The organism is Roseateles paludis, assembly GCF_039872745.1.
Classification (GTDB): domain Bacteria; phylum Pseudomonadota; class Gammaproteobacteria; order Burkholderiales; family Burkholderiaceae_C; genus Pelomonas; species Pelomonas paludis.
This window is the reverse complement of record NZ_JBDPZD010000007.1, coordinates 12,967-35,284: the sequence shown is the minus strand read 5'-3', so window position 1 is coordinate 35,284 and position 22,318 is coordinate 12,967. Positions and strand designations below refer to the sequence as shown.

Sequence of the window (22,318 nt, the reverse complement as noted above, 5' to 3'; positions counted from 1 at the left end):
CGCAGGAGAATCCGCGAATGAGTTTGGAAAAGCAAAAGCCGGGCCCTGCAGCACACCGTCTGGCCGTGCGCGGCGACCTGCTGGACTTCGTCGCCGCCCCAGCCTGGGGCGCCACCGACACCCCGGCGGTGCGCTTTGACCGCGACCACTGGCTGCTGATCGAGCACGGCCACATCGTGGGGCGCCAGGCCAGCGAGCCCGATGCGTCGTGGGCGCGCGAGGACCACGCGGGTCGCCTGATCCTGCCCGGCTTCATCGACACGCATGTGCACTGCCCGCAGATCGAGGTGCTGGGCTCCTATGGCACCGAGCTGCTCGACTGGCTGGAGCGCTACACCTTCCCGGCCGAGCGTGCCTTTGCCGACCCCGCCCGCAGCCGCGCGGGGGCCGAGCTCTTTTTGGACGCCTTGCTGGCCCATGGCACGACCTCGGCGGTGGTCTTCCCGACCGTCCACAAGGTCTCGGCCGAGGCATTGCTCGAGGGCGCGCAAGCACGGGGCATGCGCCTCATCACCGGCAAGGTGCTGATGGACCGCCATGCGCCCGATGGCCTGCGGGATGACGTGGTGCAGGCGGAGCTGGATTGCCGCGACCTCATCGCCCGCTTCCATGGCCAGGACCGACTGGCCTACGCGGTGACCGTGCGCTTCGCGCCCACCAGCACGCCCGAGCAATTGGCGATGGCGGGCCGCCTGTGCCGCGAGGACGCCAGCCTTTACATGCAGACCCACGTGGCCGAGAACCGCGCCGAGGTCGAATGGGTGCGCCAGCTCTTCCCCGAGGCGCGCAGCTACCTCGATGTCTACGAGCGCGCCGGCCTGCTGCATGAACGCGCCGTGCTGGCCCACGGCATCTGGCTCGACGAGGCGGACAAGCGCCTGCTGCAGGATCGCAGCGCCCAGATCGCCCACTCACCCTCCAGCAACCTGTTCTTGGGCAGTGGCCTCTTTGACTGGCGCGGCGCGCCCTTCAACGTCAGCCTGGCCAGCGACGTCGGCGGCGGCACCAGCCTCAACCTGCTGCGCAACGCGCAAGACGCCTACAAGATCCAGGCGCTGCGTGGTGTGCGGCTCACTGCCTGGGTGGCCTTGCACGCCTCCACGCGCGGTGCGGCCGAGGCCTTGCGACTGGGGGACGAGATTGGCGGCCTGTCAGCCGGTCAGACGGCCGATGTCTGCGTGTGGGACTGGGCCGTGGGCGATGTGGCCCAGGCGCGGGACGCGGTGGCGCGTGAGCTGCACGAGCGGGTCTTTGCGTGGATGACGCTGGCGGACGAGCGCAATCTGCGGGCGGTGTATGTGGCGGGGCGGCGGGTGCTTCACGCGTGAACCTGAATGTCGTTCCTTGGTTTACGGACGGCTGGCGGGCGTCCGACAGCTTGAAGTTTGGGCTGGGCGCCTTCCAAACGGCGCGCAGCCAGGGGGCCTAAGATTTGGCGCTCGACCCCGAGCCCTGATTCGTAGCGACTACTGGCAGTGCTGCCGCAGGCGAGTTTCTAGGTCGACCTGCGGAGGATTGGATGGGTGGTTTTGTGGGCAACCCTATTCGGGGAAAAGCGCCCTTCTTCATCGCGTTGGCTCTGGTGGTGGCGATTCAATTCCTGATTCGCCCAGACGCATCTACACCGCAGTTCTCCAGTCCCGTCAAGAGTGCGCAAGGGCAAGGCATGATGGCCTTGATTCCAGCCATATTGAATCCTCAGTCAGAGAATGTCTGCCAGGAAACCTCGGATGGAAGTTCGATTCAATGCATTCAGGATCTTCGTCTGAGCCGAGAAAGCTGGACCGAGCAGTTTCTAGATCAGGCTAAGGGGCTGGGCTGGAGAGTGACTCGAAGCAGCGAATATTCAGGCCTGTTCATTGACCTGATTCGTGGTGATCTGAAGATGAAGGTTAATTTCACGAGGCAAGGAAGGCGTGTGGTGGTGGTCGCGGCCCACTGATGCCAGTTGGATTTTTTGAGTCCTGAAGTCGGCAAGTGGCGGCGGCGGACCTGAGTCTGGAATTCCTGCCACCTTCGATCCGATTTGCGCTCGCCGCACTACTTTCAGGCCCCGCCGATCCGCCCGTCACGTTAAAGCGAACATGACGCGGCGCGTGGCCGATGCCGGGCTGCACCATAGGGTCAGGTTCAAGTCTTAAGGCCACACCGCTTCTGCCCGCCCTTCCGTGCCCGCTCGGCGCGTGCGGAGGGGCGGTTCGGTAAGATTGCCGCCTTACCCGGAGCCTCCCATGTCGTCCACCCTGCTGTCCGTCAAAGGCCAAGTCGTCATCCCCAAAGCGTTGCGGGAGTCCCGGCGCTGGGGGCCGGGGACGCGGTTCGACGTAACAGAGACGCCTGAGGGCCTGCTGCTCACCCCGGTGGTGGCAGGAGACAAGCAGCCTTTGGCTGAGGGCCTGGCGGCGCTGCGCAAGTTGGCCAGCTACGCGGGCCCTGCGGTGTCGGTCGAGACGATGTCGGAGGCGGTCGCGGCAGAGGCGGCGCGGCGCAACCCCGCACCCGCCAAGCGCCGCTGATGGCCGCGCTCGACACCAATGTCGTCATTCGCCTCCTGGTCGGGGACGACAAGGTGCAGGCACGGGCTGCTGAGGCTCTGGTGGCCGCTGAAGCATGCGCGGTGTCGGCCTGTGTGCTGATGGAGTGCGAGTGGGTACTGCGGGGCGCATACGGCTTTGACGCCCCGACCATTGCGGCGCTGCTGCGTGGCTTGCTGGGTTTGCAGAACATCGACGCCCAGGAGCCGGCCCTCGCGGACGCGGCTTTGGCGGCTTTTGAATCTGGGCTCGACTTCGCGGATGCGCTGCACGCGCTGCAGGCTCAGCCGCAACGCTTGGTCACGTTCGACAAGAGCCTGGTGCGCAGGGCAGCCAAGCTTGGGTTGGACAACGTCAGCCTGCTGGCGCCCTAGGAGCCTTCCCTGGTATGGGCTTTTTGCCGACCGCTATTTGGCGGCCAGCCACCGGACTGGCAAAGTGGCCGGCGTGAAGGCACGGCGCCCGCGCACAGCTTGAACCACCGCCCGGTGGTTCGATCTTTGCTTGGGCTCTCGATGTCCTCTTTGACTGCAGGAGCACCCCGAACATGGCCAAGGTTCCCCCCGGCGTCGGGCCGCGATTTCCGCAGGTGGTGGTGCTGTTCGGCGCCACCGGCGATCTGGCCAAGCGCAAGCTGCTGCCAGGGCTGTACCACCTGTGCGCGGCGGGTTTTCTGCCGGACTACCGGATCATTGGCGTGTCGCTGGACGACATCGACACCGCCGCGTTCAGCGCCAGGACGCGCGAGGCCCTGGCGCAGCACTTCAACCGGCCCATTGCCGATGACGACTGGGCCGCGTTCGCCGAGCGCCTGGCCTATGTGCCGCTGTCAGCCGGCGCCGCCGCCTTGGCGGCAGCCGCCGCGAGGGCCGAGGCCAGCATCGGCCAGGACAGCCAGCGCCTGCACTACCTGAGCGTGCCGCCCAGCGCGGCGCTCTCTGCGGTGCGAACCTTGGGCGAGGCGGGCCTGATGGCGAATGCGCGCATCGTGATGGAAAAGCCCTTCGGCACCGACCTGGCCAGCGCGGTGAAGCTCAACCGTGCGGTGCACGAGGTCTTCGCCGAAGAGCAGATCTTCCGCATCGACCACTTCCTGGGCAAAGAGCCGGCGCAGAACATCCTGGCCTTCCGCTTTGCCAACGGCCTGTTCGAGCCGATCTGGAACCGCAACTTCATCGACCACGTGCAGATCGACGTGCCCGAGACCCTGGGCTTGGGCCAGCGCAGCGCCTTCTACGAGCAAACCGGTGCCTACCGCGACATGGTGGTCACGCACCTATTCCAGATCCTGGGCTTCATGGCCATGGAGCCGCCCACGTCGCTGGAGCCCCAGCCCATCAGCGAGGAGAAGAACAAGGTCTTTCGCAGCATGCTGCCCATCGAGCCGGGCGACGTGGTGCGCGGCCAGTACAACGGCTACCGCGACGAGCCCGGCGTGGACCCGCAGAGCGAGACCGAGACCTTCATCGCCCTCAAGTGTTTCATCGACAACTGGCGCTGGGCCGGCGTGCCCTTCTTCCTGCGCACCGGCAAGCGCATGGCCGAGGGCCAGCGCATCATCTCCATCGCCTTCCGCGAGCCGCCCAAGAGCATGTTCCCGCCGGGCAGCGGGGTGGGCGCGCAGGGCCCCGACCACCTGACCTTTGACCTGGCCGACGCCAGCAAGATGAGCCTCAGCTTCTACGGCAAGCGCCCCGGCCCCGGCATGCGGCTGGACAAGCTGAGCCTGCAGTTCGCGATGCGCGACACCGGCTTGGCGGGCGAGGTGCTGGAGGCCTATGAGCGCCTGATCCTCGACGCCATGCGCGGCGACCACACCTTGTTCTGCACGGCCGAGGGCATCGAGCAGCTGTGGCAGGTCTCGACCAAGCTGCTGGAGTCCCCGCCGCCGGTGCGGCTCTATGAGCCCGGCAGCTGGGGCCCAAAGTCGGTCCACCAGCTGATCGCCCCGCACGCCTGGCGCCTGCCCTTCGAGAGGGCCTGGCGCAACCCGAACCAGTCAGGCGCCTGACCTCTCAAACTCGTTCTCAGCCGCCCCAGACTTCGCGGGCCGTTTCCACCACCAAGGCCAGCTTGCGGCGCTGGTCTTCGACGGCGATGTTGTTGCCGTGCACGGTGCTGCTGAAGCCGCATTGCGGGCTGAGGCACAACTGGTCGAGCGAGGTGTACTGGGCGGCCTCGTCGATGCGGCGCTTCAGGTCGTCCTTGGTCTCCAGCTGGCCGAACTTGGTGGTCACCAGGCCCAGCACCACGATCTTGCCCTTGCTCAGGTAGCGCAGGGGGCGGAAGTCGCCGGAGCGGTCGTCGTCGTACTCCAGGAAGAAGGCGTCGAGCTTCATCTCGCTGAGCAGGGCCTCGGCCACGGGCTCGTAGTTGCCTTGCGCGGCAAAGGTGCTCTTGAAGTTGCCCCGGCACAGGTGCATGGCCAGGGTCATGCCTTCGGGCTTGTGGGCCACCACCTTGTTGATGAAGCTGGCGTAGCGGTGCGGCAGTTCGTTGGGGTCATCGCCGCGTTGGCGCGCGGCCTCGCGCATCTTCTCGTCGCGCAGGTAGGCCATATTGGTGTCGTCCATCTGCACATAGCGGCAGCCGGCGGCGTACAGGCTCTTCAGCTCCTCGCCATAGGCCTTGGCCACGTCGTCGTAGAAGACCGGGTCCAGCTCGGGGTAGGCCTGCTTGCTGATGCCGGCGCGGCCGCCGCGGAAGTGCAGCATGGTGGGGCTGGGAATGGTCACCTTGGGCGTCATGCCCGGGGCGAGCTGGCTCTTCAGGTAATTGAAGTCAGCCAGCTGGATGTCCTTCACATGGCGCACGGTGTCGATGACGCGAATGGCCGGCGGGGCCAGTTCTTCGGTGCCGTCCGGGCGCTTGATGGTGACGGGGATGTCGGTTTTCACGCCACCCAGCTGGTCGAGAAAGTCGATGTGGAAATAGGTGCGGCGGAACTCGCCGTCGGTGATGCTCTGCAGACCCACGTCCTGCTGGAACTTCACGATCTCGGTGATGGCGCGGTCTTCAACGGCGCGCAGCTGTTCGGCATTGATGGTCTTCTTGTTGAAGAAGGCATCGCGTGCTTCCAGCAGGTAGGCCGGGCGCAAGAAGCTGCCAACGTGATCGGCGCGGAAGGGGGGCGTGGTGCGGGCAGTCATGCGGGGTCTCCGGTTGTGGGGTTGATTTGAAGCGGCAGGGCTTGCCTTGCCGGCGGCCCAGCAGCATAGCCACGTCTGAGGGCGTGTCTACACGTCAGGCTTGCCACACCCCGTAGCCGGCCTCGCGCAGCGCGATGGCCAGCTCCACCTCCATCTCCTGGGCCGCCGCATAGGGCATGGGGTTGTAGGCCTCGTAGAGCTCGGGCAGCAACCGCACGCCGTACTTCAGCACGAAGCGGTTGGCCTGCACGCCGGCCATGTGGCGGTCAAAGCGCAGGTCGGGGTCCAGGCCGGTCATGCCCACGTAGAGGCAGGGCTTGAGCAGGTCCTTGTCGGGGTTGCACTTGCGGTAGGCTGGCTCGTTCCAGACCTGGTCGGCCAGCAGCACGACGTAGACGTGGAAGTGGTCGGAGCGACGTGGGCGCGGCATGGCCCGGGATTGTCGGCAAACAGCTGGTGGCTGCCTGGCCGCTTGCGGTTTTGCGGCCCAGGTCCATGGCTATCATCGCCGGCCCACGCGCTGGGGCTTCTAAAACTTGCGAGAACTTAGGGTGGACATGGGTGCTTTGAATGGGATCGATCGAGCTCGCCTTGCTGCGGTGTGCGGCGTCGCTTTGGCCTTGTGCCTGAGTGCCTGTGGCGGCGGTGGTTCCTCGTCGGGCGGAACAGCCCAGCCGGCGGGCTTTGAGTTCGCGCCTGCCACCACAGCCCAGATTGCGGCCGTGGCCCAGGCGATCAAGGCGCGTGACCTGTCGCCGCGCAATGCGGCCGTGGCCTACGAGGACAGCTCGAACAGCACCTATGTGCTGCGCATCATCCGGCACAGCGTCAACGGCGTGGACCACTACGGTGCGGTCACCATCCCCACGGTGCGCTACACGACCAAGCTGCCCGTGGTGGTGGAGCTGGATGGCATGGACGACGACAACCCGCCGCTCGACCTTGCGCGCAAGCTGACCGGCCTGGGCGTGCAGACCCGAGACGCCATCGTGGTGATGCCGGCCTTCCGGGGGCGGACCCTGCAGTTCGCCGGGCGCAGCTGGACGGCAGGTGGCGATTTCTGCGATGGCTTCGACGGCGCAGCCGACGACACCATGGCCTTGCTGAACGTGCTGGAGGCCACCGAGCCGGCGGCCGATGTCTCGCGCCTGCTGGTGCGCGGGGGCAGCCGTGGGGGCAGTGTGGCGCTGCTGCTGGGCCAGCGTGATGCGCGGGTGCGCGTCGTGTCCGCGGGCTCGGCGCCGGTGGACTTTTACCGGGCCGACGCTGCGGCTGCCTACGGCAAGATGTTCCAGTGCCAGTTCTTCACGGGCAAGACGGCTGAGCAATCGCGCAGCGCCATGATCGCGGCGTCGGCCCTTCATTTCCCGATGCTGCGCAGCGTCAGCGCCGTCTACCTGGAGCACGGCGGCGCCGATGCGACCGTGCCCGTGCTGAATGCGACCGAGATGAACAAACGCCTGCTGGCTGATGGCGTGAAGGTGGACCTGGTCGTCTACCCCGGTGCGGGGCATGACCTGGGGCAAGTGGCAGCCTATCGCGCCCTCCAAGACAGCATCTTCTACGCGTTCATCCAGCCCTGACGGCAGTTCGTCGCACGCCGGGCGACAGCGCCCGCCCCCGGCGCTGCAATACAGGCTCCCGATTCAACGGAGACCTGTCGTGGTCAGCTTTCTGCTCTGGTGCATCCTCTTCGTGCTGTGCTGGCCGCTCGCCTTGCTGGCGCTGCTGCTCTATCCGGTCGTGTGGCTGCTGTTGCTGCCCTTCCGGTTGCTGGGCTTCACCGTCACGGCGGTGTTTGCCCTGCTGGCGGCTTTGGTGGTGCTGCCGGCCCGGGTGCTGCGCGGTCGCTAGTTGATGTCCGCGCAGTAGAGCCCCAGCGGCCGCCCGGCGCGCACGTCGTCAAAAAATCGCTCCACCGTCACCCGCGAGGTGCGGAAGGCGATCTCGTCCCAGGGCACCTCGTGCTCGGCAAAGAGCCGCGCTTCGAGCGACTCAGGCCCCGGGTTGAAGACCGGCGAGAGCAGCCGCGCCCGGTAGAAGAAATGCACCTGCCCGACCTTGACCACATTGAGCAGGGTGTAGAGCGGGCCCAGCTCGATCTGGGCGCCGGCTTCCTCGTCGGTCTCGCGGGCGGCACCAGCTGCCGTGGTCTCGCCCAGCTCCAGGAAGCCGCCGGGCAGGGTCCACAGCCCGTAGCGAGGCTCGATGGCGCGTTTGCACAGCAGCACCTGCGGGCCGGTGGGGGTCTCCCACACGGGCAGGGTGCCCACCACGCACAGCGGGTTCTGGTAGTGGATGGCGCCGCAGGCCGGGCAGCAGGCCCGGTCGCGCCCATCGCCTTCGGGGACGCGGTACTCCACCGCCGTGCCGCAGGCGGGGCAGTGCTTGTGGCGGATCAACATGCGGGCAGTGTAGGAGGCCAGAATCGGGCCCATGCAGTTGCACAACTACTTCCGTTCCTCCGCCTCGTACCGGGTGCGCATCGCACTGGCCCTCAAGGGCCTGAGCTATGACTACGTGCCCGTGCACCTGGGCCGCAACGAGCACTTTGCCGAGCCCTTCGCCAGCGACGCCAATTCGCGCCTGGTGCCAGCGCTGAAGCTGGACGACGGCCGCTGGCTGACCCAGTCGATGGCCATCATCGAGTACCTGGACGAGACCCACCCCGAGCCACCGCTGCTGCCGCGTGACCCCTTCGCGCGGGCCCAGGTGCGCGCGCTGGCGCAGGACATCGCCTGCGAGATCCACCCGCTCAACAACCTGCGCGTGCTGCGCTACCTGGTGAACGACCTCAAGCTGAACGAGGACGACAAGACGCGCTGGTATCGCCACTGGGTCGAGACCGGCCTGGCCACCGTGGAGCGCCGCCTGGCGCAAACGGCGGGCCGCTTCTGCTGGGGCGACGAGCCCAGCCTGGCCGACTGCCTGTTGGTGCCGCAGATCTTCAATGCCCGGCGCTTTGACGCCAAGCTGGACCACGTGCCGCGGGTGATGCTGGTGTTCGAGGCCTGCATGCGGCTCGACGCCTTCGCCAAGACCCAGCCTAGCAGCTGCCCCGATGCGGAGTGAATGGCTGAGCCCCGGCTGGACGGGCGTGCGTGCGTGCCAGACGACGCTCGGCTTCAACCTCGGCTGGCGCCAGGGCGATGTGCGCGCGAACCAAGCCGAGCTGACGGCTTGCCTGGGCGCGACGCCGGTGTTCCTGAGCCAGGTGCACGGGACCCAGGTGGTGCGCCTGCAACCCAGCCTGCCGGCCGAGCCGCCACCCGAGGCCGACGCGGCGGTGTGCACCGAGCCCGGCCTGGCGGTCGCCATCCTGGTGGCCGACTGCCTGCCCGTGCTTTTCAAGGCGCCGGGCGGTGTGGCCGGCGCGCATGCCGGCTGGCGCGGGCTGGCTGCCGGGGTGCTTGAGAACACCGTGCAGGCGCTGTGTGAAGCGGCGGCCTGCGAGCCGCGCGAGATCGAGACCTGGCTCGGCGCCAGCATCGGCCCGCAGGCCTTCGAGGTGGGGGCCGAGGTGGTGCAGGCCTTTGGGCGCGAGGCGGTGCCGCGTGACCAGCCCGCCTTCATCTACCAGCCCAACGTGGCGAGCGAGCCCCGCTGGCGCGCCGACCTCTATGCGCTTGCGCGCGAGCGCCTGGCCGCTGCCGGAGTGAGGGCGGTGAGCGGTGGCGGGCATTGCACGCTCACCGAAAGCTCAAGGTTCTATTCGTTCCGCGGGGAGCTTCTCGGCCGGCCCGCCGGGCGCATGGCCGCCTGCATCCGCTTGCTCGCGTAGCGCGCGGGCCCGCTTGCGGGCGGGGGTGGCCAGGATGTAGCCCACGATGCTGAGGGGCAGCACCCCATAGAGCAGCAGGGTCACCAGCGCGCCCAGCCAGCTGCCTTGCGGGCTCATGGCCTCGGCCGCCGCCATCATCAGCACGACGTAGGCCCAGCCCAGCACGACGAGGTTCAGGAACATGGGGGGGATTGTGCGTTCTGATCTAGCGCAAGCCTGCTGTCATGCCAAGATGGCAAGCTGCTTGCTAGTGCATGGCAAGGCAAGCTGTCTAGGAGTTTCATGGTCGCCCGCAAGAAGGTCAAAGCCACCCCGGCTGCTGCGTCGTCTCAGCCTGAGGGCGACGCCCTGGGTTCGATGATGCAGTCGTTGAATCAGTCGCTCACGCACCTGCCCCAGATCTCGGCCGCGCGCCTGGCCGAGCTGCAGAGTGACTACCTGAAGCAGGCCTCGTCGCTCTGGAACGCCGCGCTCGGCAGCGGCGAGCTGCCCAAGCCGCAGGACCGCCGCTTTGCCTCCGACGCCTGGCAGACCAGCCCGATGTCGCAGTTCCTCGCGCAGCTCTACCTGCTCAACGGCCGCACGCTCAACCAGATGGCCGACGCCGTCGAGGCCGACGCCAAGACGCGCGAACGCATCCGCTTCGCGGTGGCCCAGTTCGTGGATGCTGCCTCGCCCAGCAACTTCTTCGCGCTCAACCCCGAGGCCCTGAAGCTGGCACTGGACAGCAGCGGCGAGACCCTGTCCAAGGGCCTGCAGAACCTGCTCGACGACGTGCGGCGCGGCCATGTCTCGCAGACTGACGAGGAAGCCTTCGAGGTCGGTCGCAATGTGGCCACCACGGCGGGCAGCGTGGTGTTCGAGAACGCACTCTTCCAGCTCATCGAGTACGCACCGCTCACGCCCACCGTGCACCCGCGGCCCTTCCTGCTGGTGCCGCCCTGCATCAACAAGTACTACATCCTCGACCTCCAGCCCGAGAACTCGCTGATCCGCTATGCGGTGAGCCAAGGCCACCGCGTCTTCGTCGTCAGCTGGCGCAACCCCGACGACAGCTGCAAGGCCCTGACCTGGGACGACTACGTCGAGCACGGCGTGATCGAGGCGCTGCGCGTGGTGGGCGAGATTGGCGGCCAGCCCCAGTTCAACACCCTGGGCTTTTGCGTGGGTGGCACCTTGCTGGCCACGGCGCTGGCGGTGCTGGCGGCGCGTGGGCAGCACCCGGCCTCGTCGGTCACGCTGCTGACCACGCTGATCGACTTCAGCGACAACGGCGTGCTCGACATCTTTGTGGACGAAGCCCTGGTGCGCATGCGCGAGACCACGCTGGGTCCCGAAGCCCCTGGTGGCCCGCAACTGCTGCCTGGCCGCGAACTGGCCACCACCTTCAGCTTCCTGCGCCCCAACGACCTGGTCTGGAACTACGTCGTCGGCAACTACCTCAAGGGCGAGAAGCCGCCGGCCTTCGACCTGCTCTACTGGAACGGCGACTCCACCAACCTGCCCGGCCCCATGTACTGCTGGTACCTGAGGCACACCTATCTGCAGAACGAACTCAAGCAGCCCGGCAAGCTCACCGTCTGCGGCGAGCCGCTCGACCTCGGTCTCATCAAGGCGCCGGTCTACATCTACGGCTCGCGCGAGGACCATATCGTGCCCTGGAAAGCGGCCTACCGTTCGACACAAATCTTCAAGGGCAAGAAGCGCTTCGTGATGGGCGCTTCGGGGCATATTGCGGGCGTCATCAACCCCGCTGCCAAGAACAAGCGCAGCCACTGGATCGGCAAGACCGCCAGCCTGCCCGCTGAGGCGGACGAATGGTTTGCCGCAGCCACCGAGCACCCCGGCAGCTGGTGGACGGACTGGTCCACCTGGCTCGCCAGCCACGCCGGCACAGGCCAGGTGCCGGCACCCAAGGCGCCCGGCAATCGCAAGTACAAAGCCATCGAGCCCGCGCCCGGCCGCTACGTCAAGCAGGCCGCCTGACCCTCATTCCCAGTTTTCAACTTCACCGGAGCCCCTCCCATGACCCAGGACATCGTCATCGTCGCCGCTGCCCGCACCGCCATCGGCAAGTTCGGCGGCACGCTCGCCAAGACGGCCGCCCCCGAACTCGGCGCCACCGTCGTCAAGGACCTGCTGCGCCGCAGCGGCCTCAGTGGCGAGCAGATCAGCGAGGTCATCCTGGGCCAGGTGCTCACCGCCGGCAGCGGCCAGAACCCCGCGCGCCAGACCGTCATCAAGTCGGGCCTGCCGCAGGGCGTGCCGGCCATGACCATCAACAAGGTCTGCGGCTCCGGCCTCAAGGCCGTGATGCTGGCCGCGCAGTCCATCCGCGACGGCGACACCGACATCGTCATCGCCGGTGGTCAGGAGAGCATGAGCCTTGCCCCGCACGTGCTGCCCGGCTCGCGCGACGGCCAGCGCATGGGCGACTGGAAGCTGATCGACACCATGGTCAACGATGGCCTCTGGGACGTCTACAACCAGTACCACATGGGCATCACCGCCGAGAACGTGGCCAAGCAGTACGGCATCACCCGCGAGCAGCAGGACGCCCTGGCCCTGGCCTCGCAGCAAAAGGCGGCGGCCGCCATCGACGCCGGCCGATTCAAGGACGAGATCGTCCCCGTGACCATTCCGCAGAAGAAGGGCGACCCGCTCATCTTCGACACCGACGAGTTCGTCAACCGCAAGACCAATGCCGACGCCCTGGCTGGCCTGCGCCCCGCCTTCGACAAGGCCGGCAGCGTCACCGCTGGCAATGCCTCGGGCCTGAACGACGGCGCCGCCGCCGTGATGGTGATGAGCGCCGCCAAGGCCGCCGCGCTGGGCCTCACGCCGCTGGGCCGCATCGCCTCCTACGCCAGCAGCGGCCTCGACCCCGCCATCATGGGCATGGGCCCGGTGCCCGCCAGCCGCAAGGCCCTCGAGCGCGCCGGCTGGAAGGCCGCCGACCTCGACCTGCTCGAAATCAACGAAGCCTTTGCCGCCCAGGCCTGCGCCGTGCACAAGGAGATGGGCTGGGACCTGAGCAAGGTCAACGTCAACGGCGGCGCCATCGCCCTCGGTCACCCCATCGGTGCCAGCGGCTGCCGCGTGCTCGTTACCCTGCTGCATGAAATGATCAAGCGTGACGCCAAGAAGGGCATCGCATCCCTTTGCATTGGCGGCGGCATGGGCGTCGCTTTGACCATAGAGCGTTGAGCCCCTCGCCCAGATCCGCCGCGCTGAACGCGGGCGGGTCTGGTCGGTCCCCCGAGGGTACGAACCTGCTCGCGGCGTTGAGCCGCCTGCAGGTTCAGGTGGGCCGGCTTGGGGCGGCCCGGCGCTCGGCCCATTGAAGTCAAATGCGCACAGAATCGAACTACTTGAACCAGGAGAAGAACATGAGTCAAAAAGTTGCCTACGTCACCGGCGGCATGGGCGGCATCGGCACCGCCATCTGCCGTCGCCTTGCCAAAGACGGCTTCAAGGTCATCGCCGGCTGCGGCCCGAGCCGTGACTTCCAAAAGTGGCTCGATGAGCAGAAGGCCGAGGGCTACGAGTTCTTCGCTTCCGTCGGCAATGTGGCGGACTGGGATTCCACCGTCGCCGCTTTCGAAAAGGCCGTGGCGGAACACGGCCCCATCGACGTGCTCGTCAACAACGCCGGCATCACCAAGGACCGCATGTTCCTCAAGATGACGCCCGAGGACTGGAAGGCCGTCATCGACACCAACCTCAACTCCATGTTCAACGTGACCAAGCAGGTTGTGCCGGGCATGGTCGAAAAGGGCTGGGGCCGCATCATCCAGATCAGCTCGGTCAACGGCGAAAAGGGCCAGGCCGGCCAGACCAACTACTCGGCCGCCAAGGCCGGCATGCACGGCTTCACCATGGCCCTGGCCCAGGAGATGGCTGCCAAGGGCGTGACGGTCAACACCGTCAGCCCCGGCTACATCGGCACCGACATGGTCAAGGCCATCAAGCCCGAGATCCTCGAAAAGATCGTCGCCACCATCCCGGTCAAGCGCCTCGGCACCCCCGAGGAAATCGGCTCCGTCGTGGCCTGGCTCGCCGGCCCCGACAGCGGCTTCACCACCGGCGCCGACTTCTCCTGCAACGGCGGGTTGCACATGGGGTGAGGCGCGACCGAGCTGAGTCCTGAGGACTCAGCGACGCGCGCCGAACGACCGCCGCTGTCTTGCAGCGGCGGGCCGGGTCTTCAGGCCGCCAACCCGAACGCAGTCCTGAGGACTGTCTTGTGCCTGGCGAACGACTCAGCACGTCTTGCGTGCCGAGGCAGGGTCGTCGACGCACTGAGCGCCTTGCCGCGTCTTTCAACGCGCCGGCACCGAGAACCGATAGTCCAGCCCCAGCACCGGGTTGTTGGCACGGTAGTGCCCGCCACCCGGGCTGCGCGCTTCGATCCGGCCCAGGCTCAGGCTGACGGCGAATTGGTCGCTCAGCAAGTAGCGCAGGCCGGCACCCAGCTTGGCGCCCTTGCCGTGCACATTGGCGCCCGCCATCAACTGGGCAAAGGCCTGCAGGCGTTCGCCGGGCGCCAGCCGAGACTGAACGCCCAGGCCAGCAAAGACCTCCGCATAGCCCGGGTAGCCCAGGTAGGAGGTGTAGGCCGCCGAGGCCTGCAGCGGCAGGTACCAGCGCTCGTTGATCGGCATGTCGAGCTGCAGGCCCAGCATGTGCAGGGCCGGGCGGCCGACATCGCGGTAGCTCAGCTGGGTGTCTGACTGGTGCAGCAGCGTCACGCGCAGGCCTTGGTAGACGGCGGGTGCCGACGTGTCGTCGGGGCCCTGCCTGGCGCGCAGATGCCGCGTCAGCGTGAGGCCATAGCTCGGGTTGCGCGAGCTGCCCTTGGGGGCGGTCAGGTAGCCGGCCGTGACCGCCAAGCCCAGGTCCTTGGAGAGCGCATATTCGGCCGACAGCTTGGGGTAGACCAACAAGCCCGGCCCGGTGTCGATCTGCTCGGGCGCATAGCCCCCAGAGCCCACGCCGAGCTGGGCATAGAGCCGCCAGGCCGGTGCCGGGCGCCAGCGCCAGCCCAGGCCGCCCAGCAGCTGGTTGTAGGTGGGCAGGCCGGCGTAGGCGCTGGCGAAGTTGGCAAACCAGAACAGGTCCTGCGTGAGGAAGTGCGAGAACTGGAACTCGCCGGTGCGCACCGTGCCGCCGTAGCTGCCCGCCGGGTGCAGCTGGCGGTAGTTGTCGAGCGACAGGCTCAGCATGCTCTCGCCCATCTCGCGTGCGGCGCGTTGGTCGTCAACGGCCGGCAGCGTTTGGCCACGCGCGTCGTAGGGGCCACTTAAATAGCTGAAGGGCACTTCCACAAAGACGTTCAGCTGCCGGCTGTCGATCAGCGAGCGCCGGAACTTGAGCGCTGACACCCCAGCCCCGAGCGTGAAGCTGCCCGCCTCATAGCCCAGCCCGAGCTGGCCACGCACAAAGCTGCCGGTGCCCGAGAGCCGCTTGGCATGCTCAGGGCTCCGCCCGCCTGCGCCACCGCCGGCCGACAGCGCGGCTAGCGCTACAAAGCGGCCACCTAGCCGCACACGCCCCTGCACACCCACGCTGGCGCCCATGAAGCCGCCGTACTGGCCCGAGACGAGCGGGCCCATCAGGCCCGCCCCCACGGACAGCCCTTCGGTCACTGGCGCGTAGAGCTGCAGCGCAGCCAGGTCGATCGCGCGGTCACCTTCGACGCGCACGGTCTGGTAGTCCAGCATCAGGCGGGCTTCGCTGCGGCGCAGACTTGTGGTGCCTGCGCTGTTGGCTTCTTGTGCGGATGCAAGCGGTGCGGCCAATGCGGCAACCGCCAGGGCCAGTGATGCGAGAGGCCAATCGCGGCCCTTGAACTTCGTACTTTTCATGGCGCGCATGGTAGGGCTCGGGCATGGGAGGCCATGCCCTCTGGCCCGTGATGCGCGGCTGGCTAAGATCCGCGCCGTTTGTGCCTTCCCTCAGGAGTGTTTGCAATGGCAATGGATGTGGTTGACTTCGAGATCAAGGGCTCGGAGATGCAGTTTGTCGAGGTCGAGCTGGATCCCGGCGAGGCGGCGATTGGCGAAGCGGGCTCGATGTTCTTCATGGACGCGGGCATCAGCATGGACGCGGTCTTTGGCGACGGCTCCAACTCGGGCGGTGGCTTCCTGGGCAAGCTGCTGGGCGCGGGCAAGCGGCTGCTGACGGGCGAGTCGCTCTTCACCACGGTCTACACCAACCAGGCGCCCTCCAAGCAGCGCGTGGCTTTTGCGGCGCCCTATCCGGGCAAGATCATCCCGATGGACCTACGCCAGCTGGGCGGCACGCTGATCTGCCAGAAGGACGCCTTCCTGTGCGCGGCGCGCGGGGTGTCGCTGGGCATTGCTTTCCAGCAGAAGCTGTCGGCTGGCTTCTTTGGCGGCGAGGGCTTCATCATGGAGAAGCTCGAGGGCGACGGCCTGGCCTTTGTGCATGCCGGCGGCACGGTGGTGCGGCGCACGCTGCAGCCCGGGCAGACCTTGCTGCTGGACACCGGCTGCCTGGTGGCGCACACGCCGAATGTGAACTTCGAGATCCAGTACGTGGGCAAGATCAAGACGGCGCTGTTTGGCGGCGAGGGCCTGTTCCTGGCCAAGCTGACGGGCCCGGGCGAGGTGTGGCTGCAGAGCCTGCCGTTCTCGCGCCTGGCCTCGCGCATCTTTGCAGCTGCGCCGCAGAACGGCGGCGGGCGTGAAGAGGGCTCGGTGCTCGGCGGCTTTGCCGGCGCGGGCCTGCTGGGCGGCTTGATCGGCGGTGACAACGACGATTGAGGTGGCTCAAGTGGCGTGTGGTGCAGCGCACTAAACTGCTGCGCACGACAGGTATCAGGGCGGCCAGGGCCGCCCTTTTCATTGGGATTCACGATGCTTCGCAGTCTGGTTTTGGTCTTGGGTTTGGTGTGGGGCGCGCAGGCTTGGGCCGAGGCGCGGCCGCCGGTCTTCGTACTGAACTCGCTGGACGCCGACGTCTCCGTGATCGACCCGGTGAGCTTCACCCAGATCAAGCGCATCCCCACCGGCAAGGAGCCGCACCACCTCTATCTGACGCCCGATGAGAAGAGCCTCATCGTGGCCAATGCGCTGGGTGACTCGCTCACCTTCATCAACCCGCGCACGGCCGAAGTGCAGCGCGTGGTGCGTGGCATTGCCGACCCCTACCACCTGCGCTTTTCGCCCGACATGAAGTGGTTCGTGACCGCCTCGAACCGGCTCGATCACGTTGACCTCTACCGCTGGCTGGGCTCGGATGCCAAGGAGCCTTTGCAGCTCGTCAAGCGCATCCCGGCGCCCAAGACCCCGAGCCACCTCTTCATCGACCGCAAGAGCACGGTGCTCTACGTCAGCCTGCAGGACAGCGATGAGGTGCTGGCCGTCGACCTGGCCACGCAGGGCGTGCGCTGGAAGCAGGCCGTGGGCAAGCTGCCGGCCGACATCTTCCTGACCGGCGACGACAAGCACCTGCTGGTGGCCTTGACCGGCGGGCGCGAGGTGGAGGTCTATGACGTGAGCGGTACGGCGCCCAAGCTCGTGAAGCGCATTGCCACAGGCGACGGTGCCCATAGCTTCCGCGCGCTGGGCGATGGGCGGCATGTGCTGGTGAGCAATCGCGCGGCCAACTTCATCAGCAAGATCGACACGGCCACACTGGCCGTGGTGGACAAGATCCCCGGCCCTAGCGGCCCCGACGACATGGAGGTGCTGGGCGACGGCAAGACCCTGCTCGTTACCTCGCGCTGGGCCGGCAAGCTGACCGAGATCGACCTCACGCAGCGCAAGGTGCTGCGGCAGGTGAAGGTGGGCAAGTCGCCGCACGGCGTGTGGACGCTGGACCACCAGCCCAGACTATGAAGTTTCTGGCGCGATGGCGCAGCTTGGTCGTGGCGCTGGCGTCAGGCGCTGCCTGTGCACAGCCGGCCTGCGACAAACCGGTGTACCTGACCTTCGACACCGGCCACATGGGCGTGGCGCCCTTGATCGCCGAGACGCTCAAGCGCCACAACGCCAAAGCCACCTTCTTTCTGGCGAGTGAACCCACGCTGACCGGCGGCACCACGCTGGACGAGCAATGGGCGCCCTGGTGGCGCGAGCGCGTGGCCGAGGGGCATGACTTTGGCAGCCACACCTGGGAGCACCACGTCTTCCTGCAAGACCTGCCCGAGCAAGACGGCAAGCCCGCTCGCTTCAAGGTGCGCACCCAGGCGGGCATCCAGCCACCGCAGGTGGCGGAGCTGACGGCGGATGACTACTGCGCCAGCCTGCGCCGCGTCGATCAGCGCTTCCAGGAGATGACGGGCCGCCGCCTGAGCCCCATCTTCCGGGCGCCGGGTGGGCGTACCTCGCCAGCCTTGGTGGCGGCCGCGCAGCGTTGCGGCTATGCCCATGTGGGCTGGAACAGCGCGGGCTTCCTGGGTGACGAGTTGCCGAGCGACCGCTTCCCCAATGCGCAACTGCTCGACAAGGCGCTGCGCGACATCAAGCCGGGTGACATCCTGCTGGCCCATCTCGGCATCTGGCAGCGCCAGGAACCCTGGGCGCCGGCCGTGCTGGAACCCTTGATGGCGGGCCTGGAGGCTCGCGGCATGTGCTTCGCGCCCTTGCGGGATCACCCGCGCTACGCTGCACGCCTGCGTGCCGCCAACGACACTCGCCCCCGTGATCGCTGATCTTTTCGATTCCGCCCAGACCCTGCTGTTCGAGGGCTTTGTCCAGCCCCTGGTGTTCTCGCTCGGCCTTGGCAATCTGCTGGAAGACGCCTACGCGGCCACAGGCTGGCTGTTGCTCGGGCTGCTGCAGGTGGCGGCCATGCTGCTCATCATGCTGGTTTTGGAGCGCCGCTGGCCCGTGGAGCCCGTGACCGACCGGCCCGCCGTGGCGGTGGATGTGATCTACAGCCTGGTGCATCGCCTGGGGCTGTTCCGCCTGGTGCTGTTCTTCACGCTGGAGCCGCTGTGGGACGCGCTGCTGGGGCAGGCACGCCTTTGGGGTCTGGAGACCTGGCACCTGGACAGCCTCTGGCCCGGGGTGACCGATGTGGGCTGGGTCTCGCTGCTGATCTACCTGGTGTTGTTCGACTTCGTCGGCTACTGGGTGCACCGTGCCCAGCATCAGTTCCACTGGTGGTGGGCCCTGCATGCGGTGCACCACAGCCAGCGCCAGATGACGGTCTGGAGTGACAACCGCAACCACTTGCTCGACGACGCCTTGCTGGCCAGCGTGTTTGCGCTGCTGGCGGTGCTGGTGGGCGTCGAGCCCGGGCAGTTCGTGGCCATCACCGTCATCACGCGGCTGCTTCAGAGCCTGCAGCACGCCAATCTGCGCTGGCACTTTGGCCGCGTGGGTGAGCGTCTGCTGGTGAGCCCGCGCTTTCACCGGTTGCACCACAGCATCGGCATCGGGCACGAGTCCAGCGGCCGAGGCACCCTGGGCGGCCACAACTTTGGTGTGCTGCTGCCCTGGTGGGACCAGCTCTTTGGCACGGCCAACTTCGACCTGCGCTACGACCCCACCGGCGTACGCGACCAACTGCCCGACGAGGGCGCGGTGGACTACGGCCAGGGCTTCTGGGCCCAACAGGGCCTGGGCTTGAAGCGGATGCTTGGATGGGCCCCACGCTGAGCCGGCTGGCCGACGCGGCCGCGCGCGCCGTGGGCTACTGCCTGCTGCCGCGCGTCATTGCGCTGTCCTTTTTGCCGCTGTTCATCGCCGGCGGGCTGGCCTTTGGCTTCATGTTCTTCTTCTGGGAGAGCGCCATCGACGCCGTGCGCGCCACGCTGGAACAGTGGTCGGTGGTCGAGGCCTTGCTGGCGTTTCTGGACCGCATGGGCCTGCCGCAGTTCCGCAGCGTGCTCGCGCCCCTGGTGCTGATGGCCATGCTGGTGCCGGCGGTCATGGCCGTCGCGCTGCTGTCGGTGGGCCTGATCATGACGCCGGTGATCGTCAAGCTCGTGGCGCGGCGCCGCTTCCCGGGGCTGGAGGCCAGGCGGGGCGGCTCGGCCCTGGTGGGCGTGTTCGCGGCAGTGGGCGCCACGCTGGCTGCGCTGTTGATGCTGATTGCATCGCTGCCGTTCTTGTTCATCCCGCCGCTGGTGCTCATCCTGCCGCCGCTGATCTGGGGTTGGCTGACCTACAAGGTCTTCAGCTATGACGTGCTGGCCGAGCATGCGTCCGCTGAAGAGCGCATCGCCCTGCGCCGCCAGCACCGGCTGCCGCTGCTGGCCATCGGCGTGGCCTGCGGCTACCTGGGGGCGGCGCCCGCGCTGATCTTTTCCCTGAATGCGGCGGCGCTCTTCCTGGCGCCCTTCTTGATCCTGGTCTCGGTCTGGCTTTACACCTGGGTGTTCTGCTTCGCCACGGCCTGGTTCGCCCACTACACGCTGGCGGCGCTGGCCGCACAGCGAGGCACTGTGGAACTGGTGGTGTGATGAAAATTGGACTGCTGGTCATCGGTGACGAAATCCTGTCGGGCAAGCGGCGCGACGCGCACATGGCGCGCTTCATCGAGCTGCTGGCCGAGCGGGGCATGGAGCTGCACTGGGCCCAGTACCTGGGCGACGACCGTGAGCTGCTGGTGGCCAAGCTGCGTGAGGTCTTTGCCAGTGGTGACCTCGTCGTCAGCTGCGGCGGCATTGGCGCCACGCCCGACGACCACACCCGCCAGGCTGCCGCTGCGGCGCTGGGCCGCGAGCTGGCCCTGCACCCCGAAGCGCGCGAGCTGATCTGGGAGCGGGTGCAGGAGCTGGACCGCCAGCGCGGCCTCACGCCCGACCCTGGCCACCCCGACACCCTGCGCCGCTTCGAGATGGGCGTCTTTCCGGCTGGCGCGGGCATCGTCCCCAACCCGTACAACCGCATCCCGGGTTTCTTCGTCGGCAAGGTGTACTTCGTGCCAGGCTTCCCCGTGATGGCCCACCCGATGATGGCCTGGGCCCTGGACCAGCACCCCGAGCTGCACCGCCCCGTCGAGCGCCGCGAGCTCTCGTTCATCGTGCAGGGCGCGATGGAAGCCAGCCTCACGCCTCTGATGGAGGCTGTCGAACAGGCCCATCCGGGCATCAAGGTGTTTAGCCTGCCAAGCGTCGATCACCCCCAGTGGGGCCGCTGCATCGAACTGGGCGTCAAGGGCGCCGCCGACCGGCTCGATCCCGCCTACGCTGCGCTGAAACAGGGCGTGATCCAATTTGGTGCAAACATAAGCACCGAACTGGTGCGATAGGGGCGAGGCGCTCTCTGCATAATGCGCCTGCTTCCCAGCGCCCCATCAGACGCACCAGATCGGGCCGACTGGCATGCAAACTGCTTACAACCACCCCTTGAGGACGCACGCGATTTCGATGGCGTGTGCCCGATCAATCCAACCCAACCACAGCGTTTTCTCGCGAGGAGCATTTGATGGCCAAGACCGTCGCTGATGTGATGCAGATGGTGAAGGACAACGAGGTCAAGTTCGTTGACTTCCGCTTCACCGATACCCGGGGCAAGGAACAGCACGTGTCCGTGCCGGTCTCGCACTTCGACGAAGACAAGTTCGTCTCCGGCCACGCGTTCGACGGTTCGTCGATCGCCGGCTGGAAGGGCATCGAGGCGTCCGACATGCTGCTCATGCCGGATCCCAGCACCGCCAATGTGGACCCCTTCTTCGAAGAGCCCACCCTGATCCTGACCTGCGACGTCATCGACCCGACCGATGGCAAGCCCTACGAGCGCGATCCCCGCTCGCTGGCCAAGCGCGCTGAGGCCTACCTCAAGAGCAGCGGCCTGGGCGACACCGCCTTCTTCGGTCCCGAGCCCGAGTTCTTCGTGTTCGACAGCGTCCGCTGGGGCAATGACATGTCCGGCTCCTTCTTCAAGATCGAGTCGGAAGAAGGTGCCTGGAATTCCTCCAAGGAATACGAGCACGGCAACAGCGGCTACCGTCCCACCGTCAAGGGCGGCTACTTCCCCGTGCCCCCGGTCGATAGCGGCCAGGACCTGCGCTCGGAGATGTGCCTGATCCTCGAACAGATGGGCATCCCGGTCGAAGTGCATCACCACGAAGTGGCGAACGCTGGCCAGATGGAAATCGGCACCAAGTTCAGCTCGCTCGTGCAGCGCGCTGACTGGCTGCAACTGCAGAAGTACGTCATCACCAACGTCGCCCACGCCTACGGCAAGACCGCGACCTTCATGCCCAAGCCCCTGGTGGGCGACAACGGCAGCGGCATGCACGTTCACCAGTCCATCTGGAAGGACGGCAAGAACCTGTTCGCTGGTGACGGCTACGCTGGCCTGTCCGACTACGCGCTGTACTACATCGGCGGCATCATCAAGCACGCTCGCGCGCTGAATGCCATCACCAACCCCGGCACCAACAGCTACAAGCGTCTGGTCCCCGGCTTCGAAGCCCCGGTGAAGCTGGCCTACTCGGCCAAGAACCGCTCGGCCTCGATCCGTATTCCTTACGTCGCCAACCCCAAGGGCCGTCGTATCGAAGCGCGCTTCCCCGATCCTTCTGCCAACCCCTACCTCGCTTTCGCTGCACTGATGATGGCGGGTCTGGACGGCGTGGAGAACAAGATCCACCCGGGCGAAGCCGCCACCAAGGACCTGTACCACCTGCCGCCGGAAGAAGACGCGAAGATCCCGACCGTCTGCCACAGCCTCGACCAGGCTCTGGACTACCTGGACAAGGACCGCGCCTTCCTGACCAAGGGTGGTGTGTTCACCGATGCCTACATCGACGCCTACATCGAGCTCAAGATGCAAGAGGTCACGCGTTTCCGCATGGCTGCGCACCCGGTCGAGTTCGACATGTACTACGCGCTGTGATGGCAGCGGGCAGCATCCCTGCTGCTCCACGAT

At 67.0% G+C, this 22,318-nt stretch carries 24 protein-coding genes; 19 read left to right on the top strand and 5 right to left on the bottom strand.

Translation table 11 applies throughout. The annotated features are described in order from the left end of the window. Positions 1–17: 17 nt before the first annotated feature. The 5 genes from guaD to zwf all read left to right on the top strand — a co-directional run bounded on the left by guaD (position 18) and on the right by zwf (position 4,545). Positions 18–1,328, top strand: a complete 1,311-nt coding sequence (gene guaD, locus ABDJ85_RS18360; RefSeq protein WP_347706255.1) for a guanine deaminase — start codon at positions 18–20, stop codon at positions 1,326–1,328. A gap of 191 nt (positions 1,329–1,519) precedes the next feature. After that, positions 1,520–1,942 (top strand): hypothetical protein, encoded by a 423-nt coding sequence (locus tag ABDJ85_RS18355; RefSeq protein ID WP_347706254.1) that lies wholly within the window; start codon positions 1,520–1,522, stop codon positions 1,940–1,942. A 289-nt stretch (positions 1,943–2,231) separates the two neighbouring features. Beyond that, positions 2,232–2,516: an AbrB/MazE/SpoVT family DNA-binding domain-containing protein gene (locus ABDJ85_RS18350; protein WP_347706253.1), complete on the top strand. Its 285-nt coding sequence runs from the start codon at positions 2,232–2,234 to the stop codon at positions 2,514–2,516. Then, entirely contained in the window at positions 2,516–2,908 is a 393-nt protein-coding gene (locus ABDJ85_RS18345) for a PIN domain-containing protein (protein ID WP_347706252.1), read from the top strand. Before ABDJ85_RS18350 ends, ABDJ85_RS18345 begins: the two co-directional genes overlap by 1 nt. Positions 2,909–3,081: 173 nt before the next feature. Then, complete coding sequence (gene zwf / locus ABDJ85_RS18340; RefSeq protein WP_347706251.1) at positions 3,082–4,545, top strand: glucose-6-phosphate dehydrogenase; 1,464 nt, start codon at positions 3,082–3,084, stop codon at positions 4,543–4,545. A gap of 16 nt (positions 4,546–4,561) precedes the next feature. On the opposite strand, the gene ABDJ85_RS18335 is transcribed toward zwf, so the two are convergent. Beyond that, complete coding sequence (locus ABDJ85_RS18335; protein ID WP_347706250.1) at positions 4,562–5,683, bottom strand: 5-methyltetrahydropteroyltriglutamate--homocysteine S-methyltransferase; 1,122 nt, start codon at positions 5,681–5,683, stop codon at positions 4,562–4,564. A 94-nt stretch (positions 5,684–5,777) separates the two neighbouring features. Next, positions 5,778–6,113 carry a hypothetical protein gene (locus tag ABDJ85_RS18330; RefSeq protein ID WP_347706249.1) on the bottom strand — a complete coding sequence of 112 codons (336 nt, stop codon included), beginning with the start codon at positions 6,111–6,113 and terminating at the stop codon, positions 5,778–5,780. A 169-nt stretch (positions 6,114–6,282) separates the two neighbouring features. On the opposite strand from ABDJ85_RS18330, the gene ABDJ85_RS18325 reads away from it, so the two are divergent. Continuing rightward, entirely contained in the window at positions 6,283–7,266 is a 984-nt protein-coding gene (locus ABDJ85_RS18325; RefSeq protein WP_347706248.1) for an alpha/beta hydrolase family protein, read from the top strand. A 79-nt stretch (positions 7,267–7,345) separates the two neighbouring features. Continuing rightward, positions 7,346–7,537: a hypothetical protein gene (locus tag ABDJ85_RS18320; RefSeq protein WP_347706247.1), complete on the top strand. Its 192-nt coding sequence runs from the start codon at positions 7,346–7,348 to the stop codon at positions 7,535–7,537. On the opposite strand, the gene ABDJ85_RS18315 is transcribed toward ABDJ85_RS18320, so the two are convergent. Further along, positions 7,534–8,088, bottom strand: coding sequence for an NUDIX hydrolase (locus ABDJ85_RS18315; RefSeq protein ID WP_347706246.1), 555 nt, complete (start codon positions 8,086–8,088; stop codon positions 7,534–7,536). The two genes, ABDJ85_RS18320 and ABDJ85_RS18315, sit on opposite strands and share 4 nt — an antisense overlap. Positions 8,089–8,119: 31 nt before the next feature. Between ABDJ85_RS18315 and maiA the strand changes: the two genes are divergently transcribed. After that, positions 8,120–8,755 (top strand): maleylacetoacetate isomerase, encoded by a 636-nt coding sequence (maiA, locus tag ABDJ85_RS18310; protein ID WP_347706245.1) that lies wholly within the window; start codon positions 8,120–8,122, stop codon positions 8,753–8,755. Then, a complete protein-coding gene (gene pgeF / locus ABDJ85_RS18305) occupies positions 8,745–9,464 on the top strand; it encodes a peptidoglycan editing factor PgeF (protein ID WP_347706244.1) in 720 nt (239 codons plus the stop codon). The genes maiA and pgeF overlap by 11 nt, the downstream gene beginning before the upstream one ends. On the opposite strand, the gene ABDJ85_RS18300 is transcribed toward pgeF, so the two are convergent. Then, positions 9,384–9,647 carry a hypothetical protein gene (locus tag ABDJ85_RS18300; RefSeq protein ID WP_430765570.1) on the bottom strand — a complete coding sequence of 88 codons (264 nt, stop codon included), beginning with the start codon at positions 9,645–9,647 and terminating at the stop codon, positions 9,384–9,386. The genes pgeF and ABDJ85_RS18300 overlap by 81 nt on opposite strands. Before the next feature lie 99 nt (positions 9,648–9,746). Here ABDJ85_RS18300 and phaC point away from each other — a divergent pair, with 99 nt between their 5' ends. From phaC to phbB, 3 genes are all read left to right on the top strand, one after another. Then, positions 9,747–11,450 (top strand): class I poly(R)-hydroxyalkanoic acid synthase, encoded by a 1,704-nt coding sequence (phaC, locus tag ABDJ85_RS18295; RefSeq protein WP_430765569.1) that lies wholly within the window; start codon positions 9,747–9,749, stop codon positions 11,448–11,450. A 39-nt stretch (positions 11,451–11,489) separates the two neighbouring features. Continuing rightward, positions 11,490–12,671 (top strand): acetyl-CoA C-acetyltransferase, encoded by a 1,182-nt coding sequence (locus ABDJ85_RS18290; protein WP_347706243.1) that lies wholly within the window; start codon positions 11,490–11,492, stop codon positions 12,669–12,671. A 182-nt stretch (positions 12,672–12,853) separates the two neighbouring features. After that, positions 12,854–13,591: an acetoacetyl-CoA reductase gene (phbB, locus tag ABDJ85_RS18285; protein ID WP_347706242.1), complete on the top strand. Its 738-nt coding sequence runs from the start codon at positions 12,854–12,856 to the stop codon at positions 13,589–13,591. Between the two features lie 195 nt (positions 13,592–13,786). Here the strand turns inward: phbB and ABDJ85_RS18280 are convergent, their stop codons facing one another. Further along, positions 13,787–15,331: a hypothetical protein gene (locus ABDJ85_RS18280; RefSeq protein ID WP_347706241.1), complete on the bottom strand. Its 1,545-nt coding sequence runs from the start codon at positions 15,329–15,331 to the stop codon at positions 13,787–13,789. A 105-nt stretch (positions 15,332–15,436) separates the two neighbouring features. Here ABDJ85_RS18280 and ABDJ85_RS18275 point away from each other — a divergent pair, with 105 nt between their 5' ends. The 7 genes from ABDJ85_RS18275 (at position 15,437) to glnA (ending at position 22,285) form a co-directional block, all read left to right on the top strand. After that, a complete protein-coding gene (locus tag ABDJ85_RS18275) occupies positions 15,437–16,252 on the top strand; it encodes a TIGR00266 family protein (RefSeq protein ID WP_347706240.1) in 816 nt (271 codons plus the stop codon). A 93-nt stretch (positions 16,253–16,345) separates the two neighbouring features. After that, complete coding sequence (locus ABDJ85_RS18270; protein WP_347706239.1) at positions 16,346–17,329, top strand: YncE family protein; 984 nt, start codon at positions 16,346–16,348, stop codon at positions 17,327–17,329. Then, complete coding sequence (locus ABDJ85_RS18265; RefSeq protein ID WP_347706238.1) at positions 17,326–18,144, top strand: polysaccharide deacetylase family protein; 819 nt, start codon at positions 17,326–17,328, stop codon at positions 18,142–18,144. The genes ABDJ85_RS18270 and ABDJ85_RS18265 overlap by 4 nt, the downstream gene beginning before the upstream one ends. After that, entirely contained in the window at positions 18,134–19,096 is a 963-nt protein-coding gene (locus ABDJ85_RS18260) for a sterol desaturase family protein (RefSeq protein WP_347706237.1), read from the top strand. Before ABDJ85_RS18265 ends, ABDJ85_RS18260 begins: the two co-directional genes overlap by 11 nt. Continuing rightward, on the top strand, positions 19,081–19,902 hold the full coding sequence (locus tag ABDJ85_RS18255) for an EI24 domain-containing protein (protein ID WP_347706236.1): 822 nt from the start codon (positions 19,081–19,083) through the stop codon (positions 19,900–19,902). The genes ABDJ85_RS18260 and ABDJ85_RS18255 overlap by 16 nt, the downstream gene beginning before the upstream one ends. After that, the gene (locus ABDJ85_RS18250; protein ID WP_347706235.1) at positions 19,902–20,693 is read left to right on the top strand and encodes a competence/damage-inducible protein A; all 792 of its coding nucleotides are present in this window, start codon (positions 19,902–19,904) and stop codon (positions 20,691–20,693) included. The genes ABDJ85_RS18255 and ABDJ85_RS18250 overlap by 1 nt, the downstream gene beginning before the upstream one ends. Before the next feature lie 176 nt (positions 20,694–20,869). Continuing rightward, a complete protein-coding gene (gene glnA, locus ABDJ85_RS18245; protein ID WP_347706234.1) occupies positions 20,870–22,285 on the top strand; it encodes a type I glutamate--ammonia ligase in 1,416 nt (471 codons plus the stop codon). Positions 22,286–22,318 lie beyond the last annotated feature (33 nt).